This is a genomic window from Marinomonas gallaica, from assembly GCF_001639745.1.
Classification (GTDB): Bacteria; Pseudomonadota; Gammaproteobacteria; order Pseudomonadales; family Marinomonadaceae; genus Marinomonas; species Marinomonas gallaica.
Genome location: NZ_LTAX01000011.1, coordinates 102,628 through 114,159, shown reverse-complemented (window position 1 = coordinate 114,159; position 11,532 = coordinate 102,628). Strand labels below are relative to the sequence as shown.

Below are 11,532 nucleotides of genomic sequence, written 5' to 3'. Positions count from 1 at the left end.
TTGGTTGCGGGAGCAGGATTCGAACCTACGACCTTCGGGTTATGAGCCCGACGAGCTACCAGACTGCTCCATCCCGCGCCATGTAATCTATCGAATTAAATAGATTCAGAACACTAGCTATGTTTAATATTGCAATCAACTCATTCTTATTAAGTTGGTTGCGGGAGCAGGATTCGAACCTACGACCTTCGGGTTATGAGCCCGACGAGCTACCAGACTGCTCCATCCCGCGCTAAATATGCTTGCGCAATCACTAACAATTTAATTCAAATCGATGACCCATATTAAAATGGTTGCGGGAGCAGGATTCGAACCTACGACCTTCGGGTTATGAGCCCGACGAGCTACCGGACTGCTCCATCCCGCGTCAACGAGGTGCGCATATTACGTAGCTTTATCTTATTGGTCAACCCCTTAACTTAAAATCTTTCAATTCTAATTTTTCAGGGTAACCAAGTGAGGAGCAATAACAGCGTAACCCGGAGTGTGTAGATTGAGAGTACTGACAATATTGAGAAATCATTTCTCTGGTATTTTGTGACATCCCCTGCCAGTTTTTAAGGTAGTTGGTATATTGGACCTGCTGCGTCGTTGATACCACCCAACCATTTTCACCTTCTCTAATACCGAAATTACGCATTTCAGGAGAAATCAATAAAACTGGCAGCCCATATCCATTTGCCAGTTCAATGATGTCATCTTGATTAGCAATGCTTGAGGAGACAACCAGCATTCCAACTTGCTGTACCAGTAACTTAGATGGAGGCAGAAATGCTTCGATCGGAATAGATTGGTAATCTATTCCATGCGCCACTGCATGCTCCTCTATTACATTTGAAAAGCTGTCTTCTTTAAAGAAAGCAATAGAGCTAGACGCTTGACTGGTGAACTGAGGATAAAAATAATCTTTCAGTGCACCGCCATCACCCCATTCTTCATTTTTATGTATATACCCAGCAAGCTTTGCAATGGTTGAGTTCTGTCGATCCCCTTCCATCCATTCAGGTAGCAAGTTTGTATGGAGCTGACAGCGTAATGCTGGGCTAATCAACGAAGCAAGCGAGTTAGGCTTAGAACCAAATGTAATCAAATGCAGCGGTGATTCCGCATGAACTAGATCGAGCAATCCTCGCATAGACGGTTTGATCTGATCTCTTTCTAATGACGTAGTATTAGATAGTGCAACAAAACGAACTGTTAAAGAGAAGCGCATAAACTCCGCCGCAAAGTCTTCAATAAACTTTTGCAGAAAGCGATTGCTGTTTCGAGCGTCCCACAGGACCAGCGCATCAGACATAACCAACCATCCCTAATGTAGATAGTTCAAGTGTATGCTAGGGCTTTTGTATTACCATTATTACATAGTAGTCTTTTGCATCCATACGTAATGAAACGTAATAAACGATCATTTAATAAACAATTTAATCAATATACTAACAATAGAATTAACTCAAATTAAATTTAGGTAATCCAATGAAAAATATTAATTTCCTCTCAAAAGAGAACGCTTTAAAAGGCAGAAGTGAACCTATATTCACCGAAGATACAAACATAGTTACAAAAGAAAACATAAAACGCCATGCAATGCCTTCTGAAAAAGAAGTTTATTTTGCCATGGGTTGCTATTGGGGTGCCGAAAGAAGGTTTTGGAATACTGCTGGCGTTAAGGTGACCGCGGTAGGATTTGCTGGTGGCTACACACCTAATCCAACTTATAAAGAAGTTTGCACAGGACAAACTGGCCATACAGAAGTCGTCAAAGTCATTTTTAATACCAACGAAACGTCGCTACCAGAAGTTCTTAAGGTCTTTTGGGAGAGCCACGACCCGACGCAAGGCATGCGCCAAGGCAATGATATTGGCACGCAGTATCGCTCTGCCATTTATACGGTCAACGATGACGATTTAAAAGCAGCCCTTAAGAGTCGTGATGACTATCAAAAACGTTTAACGGAAAATGGTTTTGGTAAAATCACAACCGAAGTAGAGCCGTTGGAAACGTTCTATTTCGCAGAAACGGAACACCAACAATACCTACATAAGAACCCTAATGGTTATTGTGGGTTGGCCGGCACAGGTATTAGCTGCCCTATTGGCTTAACCTAAGACGATTGGAGGCGACCTTCAGATCGCCTCCAATAACTACTGAATAGACAGCGAAAGACCGCTAGAGCGCACCACTTTCCGGTTCATCGCGCTTTCAAGCACATCTGCATCGCCTGAAATCAGCGTAAAGTGTTTTTTCGATCGCGTAATGCCAGTGTAGATCAGTTCTTTCGTCAATATAGGAGAGTTTTGGCCAGGTAATAGCATCGCTGTATGATGAAACTCTGACCCCTGAGACTTGTGGACAGTCATAGCAAATACGGTCTCTACGCTTTGTAAACGGCTCGGCAGTACCCAGCGCACGTCGCCTTTGCCGTCTGAAAATACAACTCGTTGCTTTAATTCCCCATTAACGGGATACAGTAAACTAATGCCGATATCACCATTCATTAAGTCAACACTGTAGTCATTTTGCGTGACCATCACAGGACGCCCTAAATACCACAGACTATCAATACTGGTGAGTTGCTTGGCTGATAGCAGCATCTGTTCTATTTTAGCATTCATACCCTCTACGCCCCACTCTCCTTTACGCAATGCTACCAGCAACTGAAAATGGGCATGAGCACTAAGCACCTGCTTACCCCAATCATCGAAAAGAGCACTATCCATTGCTGCGCTAGGCATGGCGTGAACCACAGCTAAATAATAACCATAGCCCTTGATCAAGAGTGTTTTAAAGGCATTTTGCAAAACCGATGTAGGCAACTGCTCTTGCTCTAGGTAGCGTAAAACGGGGGTATTTTCGTACTGTTCTTTCTGTCGAAACACGTCTTTTAGCTCAGGCATTTTAGGATCATTTAGAGGGTCATCACGCTCATCATTCACCAAACTTGCCAATCGATGAATTACCCCGCCGTCTTGGAAGCGGTAACTTCGTCGAAGCATACAGACTGCTTGATTGAGAACAGCCCCTTGCGGGTCAATAAAACGTTCTTCTAGATTTTGCTGACAAATGTCACGAATCCAATCTGCGGTTTCTTGAGTGTAATGGCCATCAACAGCACCTTGACACAAGTCTCCTAAAACATAACCTGCTTCCACTGAGGCTAATTGGTCTTTATCTCCCAGCAGAATCACTCTCGCATCTGGCTCAATACCATCAAAGAGATTAGCCATCATCTCAATATCAATCATTGAAGCTTCATCAATAACCACGATATCGGCCACCAAAGGGTTCGACTTGTTATGCTGAAATTGGCGACTATTTGGCTTGGGGCTCAATAATCGGTGCAGAGTCATTACCTGCGTTGGAATCACGGCTTTCAGCGCTTGAGGCGCAAGATTCTCAAGTTCAGGCAATGCTAATCGCGCTAAGTTGTCCGCTATTGATTCATTAAGGCGCGCTGCGGCCTTTCCGGTGGGTGCCGCTAAGCGAATCGCCAATGGCGGCAATTGATGCATTAAACGTTCAGCTTGTAGAAGCGCTAACAGTTTTAAAACCGTTGTTGTTTTGCCTGTGCCTGGACCGCCAGTAATGATTGAAAAGTGGTTACTGGCAGCGATACCACAGGCGATACGCTGCCAATCTGTGTCTTCGTAATCATGCTGTTTTTCGCCAAACAGCTGATTCAGTAAGTTACCAATGTCCGCGTTACTAATGCGACTGGCAGGTTCAAGTCGCGCTTTAATTCCCGATACGATGGTTTTTTCCGCTTGCCAATAGCGACGTAAATACAGCAAGGCTTTGCCTTGCTGCTGAACCAATACAAACGGCGTGGCATGATTCGTATCCTCAAAATCGTTAGCGATCACAGCAACAGCAGAACACGCTTCAATGGCAGACAACCATTCTGATATCGTTAAACTTTCTATCCAGCTTTGCAGCTGAGCGCGAGCTATCTGCTGTGCTTCGTCATCCGCACTATCAGCTGACATCATATCTAAAGATTTTACTAACATACCATTAATGTCTACACAGACCTGCCCCATCGAAACGCTGTGACTTACCAGCAGCATGGCCAATAATGCATCTTCAGAGGTATCCTGAGTCTGCTCACGAATAAAGTTCACCAGTGCGTAATCAATGTAACGGATCAGTCCAGCGTCCACCCACGCTTGCATTTGCTCTAACTTAGTCATGAGCACACTCCTTTACCTTTCCAGTAAACACAGCATCTAATTGCTCAATCAATGCTTTAGGTGGCTTATCCATAATCAACCCCTGTGTTTCTGAGTTTTCATAACCCCGTAAAAAGAAGTAAATGGCACCACCAACGTGCGTGTCATAGCAATAACCAGGAACACGATCTTTCAAATGACGGTGCAGCGCAAGCAGATACAAGACATATTGCAGGTCATAACGTTTTTTCAGTAAAGCATCTTGCAATGCCAGGGCATGGTAATCATCATCAGTGTTGCCTAGGAAATTACTTTTCCAGTCAATGACAAAATATTGCCCGTCGATTTCAGCCACCAAATCAATAAACCCTTTAAACATGCCTTCTAATTTTTGAAAATTAGCCATTGGACGCTCACGTCCTTGCCATGTATAACGCCGTACCAGTTGATCTATCGTGCCAGTGGTCACTTGATTGGCCGAAAACATGAATTCCAGTTCAACGGAAATTTTATGTGACGGAAGATCCATCAAACGCAGCGTGTGACCCGGTTTCTGTGTCAGCGACTCGATTGCAAACGGCGTACTTAAAAAATCAGCCAGCCACTCTGAGAGCCCTGGCGCAAAATCTTCCAACATACGCTTGCGGCAACGACTGTAAAGTGCCTCTTGACGAGTTTCTTGAGCTACCACCGCTGCGGCAAAACCTTGCAATCGTTTACCGCCCGATGTTTCGTAGCGTTGTTCAGCCGCCCACTCAATCAGACCATGTAAAAATGTCCCCATGGCACTGCCACGAGGTAAACGATGCATTAATTTATTCGTCAGTCGCTGCATTGGCTGCTCAATTGTTGGTGTATCATCATCGCTCAGCTGCTCATCAATGGCTTGCTCGCTTTGCGTACTTTCTGGGAACAAAGCATCACTTTTGCCGCCATAACTAATGGAGGAATAACTGGCAATCCACCAAGGTTCAATACCCAAATCGTTGACACGCCTAGCGGGGCGAGGTTGAGCGTGAGACTCTGGTCGATAAGAGAGCTCATCGAGTTTTGCGGTCGCAGTGGCGAATACATCGTCCAACTGTTGATATTGCGCCAGCACAGAGCCACCACAACGTCCCAGCAATCGATGACCAGCTGATACCAATGCTGGCTCAGGGTCACCTTTGCTGCCAACAGGATCTTCTACTGCAACCCATTGCGCGCAAATAGCACGGGTCATTGCCACGTAGACCTTACGTATTTCCTCTGCCAAGCGCTCGAAATCAGCTGTCTCTACGTCTTCCTCGGTCGGCATAAACGTCAGATGCAAGGCACCGTCGGCTCCATGGTACTCGATCGGTAAATCCGAACATTTGACCGGCCGCGCGTAATCTAAAAACGGCAACATAACGATAGGGTACTGTAGGCCTTTGGATTTATGCACGGTTACCACTTGCACCAAATCGGCATCACTTTCAAGACGCTGTTGTCGACTCTCTTCTCCAGAGGTTTCAGTGCTGATACATTGCTCCAAATGATGAATCAAGGCCTGCTGACCTTGCACCACTTCTGAAGCTTGTTGCAGCAGTTCGCTGATATGAAATAGATCTGTAATCGAACGCTCGCCATTGGCGTCATGCAAATAGCGGCTGGTGACCTGCTGATCCTTGAAAAAACGATGGAGCGTTGGCATTACACCAAAGCTTAGCCAATGATGGTGATAGCTACGAAACAGTTCAATGAAGCTCTCCCAAAACACTTCGTCATGATTTAATCGGTCCAAATCATACAGTGCCATGCCCATCAAGCGACTGCCTAACGCGATACGCAAATAATAGCTGTTATACGGCTCCGCCATGGCTCGCAGCACCCGTAAAATATCATCAGCTTCTTCAGTGTCAAAGACATCATTAGCATCCGACAAATAGACGCTTGCGACATTCAATTCAAACAAAGCGCGTCGAATTTGGCGTGCTTGATTACCACTATTGACCAGCACAGCAAAATCTTTTGGCAATATGGCTCGTGCACCCTTGCCTAGGTTCAATTTGGCTCTACCTTGCTGAGACAGGTTTAACCAATGAACGATCTCATAAGCGGTTACCGCTGCACGATCCCATTTTGGGACGTCTTCCTCTACTTCGCTAAGATCCCATACTTGCTGCGGTGCAACATGGCTGTCGTCTAACAGCAACGCAATGGCATCGCCTTGACGGCCTGACTCTACCGGCAAGAATGGAATAGGATCTTCATTATTCCGTTTAAACAGGAAAGCGCCGACACTTGAATTGACAGTCTCAGCGTGTTCAAAATAACGATTGACGCGCTCAACCAGTTCTGGTGCCGACCGATAATTGTGAGTCAATGTGTATTGTCGCTCGCCCGTATCTTGCTTAGCCGCTAAATAAGTAAAAATATCAGCTCCACGAAAGCGATAAATCGCCTGTTTCGGATCACCAATCATAAAGAAGCCTGTATCAGGGTACGGCTCAGCAACATTGTAAACAGTATCAAATATCCGATATTGCACGGGATCTGTATCTTGAAATTCGTCCACTAAAGCCACTGGAAACTGTTTACGAATGACCTCAGCGAGGCGCTCGCCTCCGTCACCTTGTAACGCTTGATCCAGCTTGATCAACAGGTCATTCTGACTTAACGCGCCTCGTTGCAGCTTTTCGTCTTCGACTCGGGTTGCTACCCAATGACTTGCGTGACTAATCAAATACTGTAAAGGCGTGACCAACTGCGACATCGCTTCTTGTAAATCCACCAAGATATTTGCGCTAGGTCGGTCGACAGGAATATGGCTGGGATCGAGCCAGAAATCGGTATCCAACAACGCAATCTTAGCAAAGCTCTTACCAGAGAAAAGCTTGTCCAAGACCTGCAAATCGTCGCCGGATGATTGACTCCATGCATGAAGCGTGTCAAATACTGACGCTCGGTGCTTAACATTAAGAGAAGTGGCTTTGAATAACTTTTGTTTTGCAGCGACGTCAAAGTCCTGCTGCAATACTGGTAATGCCCCCTGCACAGCAGATTTCAAAGCAGCAATTTTATCGCTACGATCCTTGGCAATCGCTATTAATTCAGCACTAATATCCTCCGACACGGCAGGGATGGCAGCGACTTTATAAACCACACGACTCACGGTTTGATACAAATCTGCAGGGGATTTAAAGCAGCTCAACACTTGACGTAGTTCGGGCTCCTCTAGGGGAAACACCATTTCTCGCCAATAGTCTTCACAAGCCTGAATCACCAATGGCTTTTCATTCTCCATCAAGGTTTGTGAGAAGTTTAAACCGCTATAGAAAGCATGCTCTGATAGGATGCGACTACACCAAGAGTGAATCGTCGAGACCGCTGCTTCGTCCATCCATTCAGCCGCCACATCAAGACGGCGTGCAGCCGCGTTTAGATCTTGTTCCTCACAAATGTCTTGTTTGAGTTGACTTAGCTGCGGGTCAACGCCGTCAATATCGCCGCGAAAGTACCCGGCCGCCTCAACTAAACGCGCACGGATACGATCACGTAGTTCACGAGTCGCCGCTTTGGTAAACGTTACGACCAAGATATTGGGCGGTAACAAATGATCCGTAAAGCTGCTGTCTCCACCATGCTTTAAAACCAATCGCAGATATAACAACGCCAGTGTGTAGGTTTTTCCGGTTCCGGCACTGGCCTCAATTAACGCTGAACCAGATAACGGGAAGCTAAGTGGATTTAATTGCTTGGATTGGCTGGTCATTACTTACGCTCCGCTAAACTGTCCAAAATAGGCTGGCATAACACAGGAATCAGTTCTTCAAACTCTTTCGTCTGTGCTTCATCTAGCGGTGGTTTAAAGTACTGTTTAGCATAGTGACTACTCGAGCTTGCCAAGTCGCCGTCCACATAGCGTTCTAACATTCGTTCACGATCCGTCTTTTTTGAGCGACCCGCAATTAAATACGCCATCGCGCCGTTGATCCCAAAACACAGAGGACACTGCATAGCCTTTAACCAAGTCTTCGTTAATAGCTCCAGGTACGCTTTTGCCTGAGCCAGCTCCAGTGCTGCAAAACATAAGTCGCCATTGGGTGACATAATTTGTGTAGCCACATTACCCTTGTGGGCCACATTCGCCACCACATGACGCACCCAACCGTGTACCACATTTTGCCAACGCACTTTGGTATCAACAAAGTTTTTCGTTATGGCTCGAGGAAAGGCGTCCTCTTCAATACGACTCTCACTGTAGACATTCGAGGTTTGTAAAATGAACTGTAGCACCCCCAGCCCATCACCCGACTCATATAAGCGATCGAGATCATCGGCGTAAGATAACCCCGAATTTTCATCCAGTAGCCACTCAAATTGACGCAATGTATCCACTTTAGGAGTGAGGCTGTGTACACGTTGGTGCCATGCAAAATACAACTGCTTAACAGTCTTTGGAAACAACTTTTCACGACGAATCTCGGCAAACGCACCCTCATATAACTCGCCCGCCGCTATTTGACGCTGCAAAGCTTGCTCAACTTGACGATCCCATGCCTCCTCCGTTGGCTCAAAACGCTTGGCAAACTGCAAAATCGCATCGTGCACTTGCCAAACTTCGAGGCCATTGCTGACAAAATTCTCAACCACTTTGGTTTCTTCTATTTCATTTGGGCGATGAATATCCAAGCGCTGAGCAAACAGTGCATCCACTGGGGAACGAAACAACGCAGTCAGCCTGCGGGCATTCAATGGCGCATCAGGCGTCCAAGCAGGCAAGTCCTGTTGATTTGCCTGTTGCGATATGCTCTTGATGGTTTCCCATTCTTTTTGATAGGTAAATAGCGCGGAGTCGTCAAAAAAATACTGACGACTGAACGGTTGCATTGGATAATCTTGTGTCAGTTGTTGTACCAACTGATCGTTGTCCCACGCTTTGTCTAGATAATCACGCAGCTGCCCAACCAATACCGATGGCGGCTGCTCAGTATTGTCTTTAGCACTTCGTCCTTGCCAACTAATGATCAGCTTATCGCGCGCTGACAATACTGCCTCTAGAAACAGATAACGGGCGTCTTCACGTCGTGACCGATCCCCTGGGCGATAATCCCCCACCATCAGGTCAAAATCCATTGGCGTACTGATTTGAGGATAGTCACCATCGTTCATACCCACCAAATATACCTGTTTGAATGGAATCGCACGCATCGGCATCAGTGTGGCAAAATTCACAGAACCAGACAGAAAGCGCTGGCTCAGTGATGGTTCATCCATTTGACCTAACAGGGTTTCTTGAATTACATCAATCGCCACAAGCTCTTGCTCGACACCGGAGCCCTGTACATGCTCTTCAAGCAGCTCGATTTGATCAGCGATGCGGCTTAAAACACGTTGTTCATGATCGCTGCTCGGAGCAAAAAAAGTCTGCAAACATTGCTGTAATGTCTGGCTCCAATCTAACAACACTTTGGGCTCATTAAATGTTCGCCAAACCGCTTGCACATCGTCGACCAAGCGGTGCATCTGCCCTAATAAACGCGCTTCAAGACCACCAATATCACCATAAGGCAATACGTCTTGCCAGATCTCGCCATGACCCACACTGTAACCCAACAACATACGCCTTAGACCAAATAGCCATGTATTCTGTTCAGAGGGGTAGGTCAATCCCAAGCCGCGGCGCTGTTCTTTGTCTAATCCCCAACGAATATTGGCATGTTCAATCCAGCTTTTAAGTGTCACCACATCAGTTTCATTTATGGCGTAAGCAGAACGAAGCGCAGGAATGTCTAGCAAAGACAACAAATCCGTCGCTTCAAACCGCGAACGGGTGATGGATAGCAACGATTCAAACGCAGCTACGATCGGATGCTGCTGACGGGCGCTTTGATCCGCCACATGAAACGGAATAAAACGCTCATCAGCATGCTCACCGTATTTATTAAAACGACCAAATACGGCCTCAATGTGCGGCACATAGACATTGATATCAGGAGCCATAATCAAAATATCTCGTGGTTTCAATGTCTCGTCACGTTGCAAAGCTTGCTCAAACTCATTGAGCAATAAGTCGTGCAGCACTTCTATTTCACGCTGGCGACTGTGTGTTTCGATAAAACGCACACTTTGATCGTTTGTAACGTCTATCAAGCGCCGCTGAGCTTTGCAGTCTTCAATGCTGCGCAATTGAAAAATGTCATCTTGTAGCTGCTGCAACAATGTCGATTGCCCTGGTGATTCAAATAAATCTATCTTGCTATCGACAAAAAATGGTTGGTATTTATCTGGCTCGTCTTGCTCATCCAAGGAATGTAAATAGTCGCGACCCAGCTTGCCCCATGAAGCCAGTAAAGGATTGCCGTAAAGGTGCGCTTCATCTAATGAGATGTCTTTTTGGTTGCGGCCTTCGCGCATAGGTCGTCGAGAGGTCGCTTGACGCAGCAACTGTCGGCCTTCAATTAAGTCCCCCCAGTAATATTCACTGGGGTTCATGGTAAACAGCAGAATTTGGGTAAACGGCGCAATGGCGTGAAGTACTTCGAGAATTTGATTGGGCAGAGATGAAATGCCAAAGACAACAATCCGACGAGGCAACCCCTCAAGAGAGGTTTGTTGATTACAGTGCTGAATAAAGTCTTGGTGAATCTTGGCGCGGTTAACAATCTGCCGCTTGCCTTTGGCAAACTGTGGATCTTGCTCCACGTCTAATACTAAATAACGCCATAAAATGGGCTGCCATAGCTGATCGTCTGGCACAGGCTTGGAATGCAAACTGGCGATATCATCTCGACTAGGCATAACATCAAGTTGGTCTTGCCATGCTTGTAGCCAATCAGCGCGATAGATTTGATATTGGTCAAATAGCTTAGCGATGCGCTCCGCCAACACATAGCGGCGATGCTCGGGGTTCTTACCTGTCGACATAAAATGCAGCAATGCATCGTAATGCCCTGCTTGATTGACACGGTCTAAATCCTTTAACAAGCGAAACAAACGCCACGTCATCGGCTTGAGGTCGAATGGTGATTGAGTATCTAATTCCCAAAAAGCGGCTCGATAAGCCTCCCAGACAAAACGCCCTGGCAGCGACACATCGATCGAGGTAGCAATACCACAGCCGCCTTTTTGCTCATCCTGAGCCAACGACTGCTGCAACCACTGAGCGATGCCATTACTCTGTACTAAGAACTTATCGGTCTCCAGCGGCTCAAGCGGATAACGCTTCACCCATTCCACAAGCACGTCTTTTAACGACTCAAGACGATTGCCTTGAATGACCATCAATCCCGTCGGCCAATGACTCATAATTCACCTATACCCAATCTCACGTTAGGCACTATGGTACATCAAAATGACGACAGATCATGACGCCAACAAATGCTTGTTTCGAAAATAAAA

Annotated in this window: 5 protein-coding genes and 3 tRNA genes; 1 reads left to right on the top strand and 7 read right to left on the bottom strand. The window is 46.2% G+C overall.

The features are described from left to right. Position 1 precedes the first annotated feature (1 nt). The 4 genes from AYW76_RS11920 to AYW76_RS11905 form a co-directional block, all read right to left on the bottom strand. Positions 2–78 (bottom strand) — tRNA-Met (locus tag AYW76_RS11920). Positions 79–155: 77 nt separating this feature from the next. Then, positions 156–232: transfer RNA gene (locus AYW76_RS11915), tRNA-Met, on the bottom strand. A 58-nt stretch (positions 233–290) separates the two neighbouring features. Further along, positions 291–367: transfer RNA gene (locus tag AYW76_RS11910), tRNA-Met, on the bottom strand. Between the two features lie 39 nt (positions 368–406). Continuing rightward, on the bottom strand, positions 407–1,297 hold the full coding sequence (locus AYW76_RS11905) for a hypothetical protein (protein WP_067220285.1): 891 nt from the start codon (positions 1,295–1,297) through the stop codon (positions 407–409). A 176-nt stretch (positions 1,298–1,473) separates the two neighbouring features. Between AYW76_RS11905 and msrA the strand changes: the two genes are divergently transcribed. Then, complete coding sequence (msrA, locus tag AYW76_RS11900; protein ID WP_067220281.1) at positions 1,474–2,106, top strand: peptide-methionine (S)-S-oxide reductase MsrA; 633 nt, start codon at positions 1,474–1,476, stop codon at positions 2,104–2,106. Positions 2,107–2,142: 36 nt separating this feature from the next. On the opposite strand, the gene recD is transcribed toward msrA, so the two are convergent. Genes recD through recC form a run of 3 tightly spaced genes read right to left on the bottom strand, consistent with a single transcriptional unit; the run spans position 2,143 to position 11,439 of the window. Then, positions 2,143–4,188 carry an exodeoxyribonuclease V subunit alpha gene (gene recD / locus AYW76_RS11895; RefSeq protein ID WP_067220278.1) on the bottom strand — a complete coding sequence of 682 codons (2,046 nt, stop codon included), beginning with the start codon at positions 4,186–4,188 and terminating at the stop codon, positions 2,143–2,145. Continuing rightward, positions 4,181–7,903: an exodeoxyribonuclease V subunit beta gene (gene recB, locus AYW76_RS11890; RefSeq protein ID WP_067220274.1), complete on the bottom strand. Its 3,723-nt coding sequence runs from the start codon at positions 7,901–7,903 to the stop codon at positions 4,181–4,183. Before recB ends, recD begins: the two co-directional genes overlap by 8 nt. Then, positions 7,903–11,439 carry an exodeoxyribonuclease V subunit gamma gene (gene recC / locus AYW76_RS11885; protein WP_067220270.1) on the bottom strand — a complete coding sequence of 1,179 codons (3,537 nt, stop codon included), beginning with the start codon at positions 11,437–11,439 and terminating at the stop codon, positions 7,903–7,905. The genes recB and recC overlap by 1 nt, the downstream gene beginning before the upstream one ends. Positions 11,440–11,532: the final 93 nt, after the last annotated feature.

Excerpts from the sequence above, each read along its gene's own strand:
- AYW76_RS11905 (WP_067220285.1), bottom strand. The coding sequence starts at position 1,297 with ATGTCTGATGCGCTGGTCCTGTGGGACGCTCGAAACAGCAATCGCTTT.
- msrA (WP_067220281.1), top strand. The coding sequence starts at position 1,474 with ATGAAAAATATTAATTTCCTCTCAAAAGAGAACGCTTTAAAAGGCAGA.
- recD (WP_067220278.1), bottom strand. The coding sequence starts at position 4,188 with ATGACTAAGTTAGAGCAAATGCAAGCGTGGGTGGACGCTGGACTGATC.
- recB (WP_067220274.1), bottom strand. The coding sequence starts at position 7,903 with ATGACCAGCCAATCCAAGCAATTAAATCCACTTAGCTTCCCGTTATCT.
- recC (WP_067220270.1), bottom strand. The coding sequence starts at position 11,439 with ATGAGTCATTGGCCGACGGGATTGATGGTCATTCAAGGCAATCGTCTT.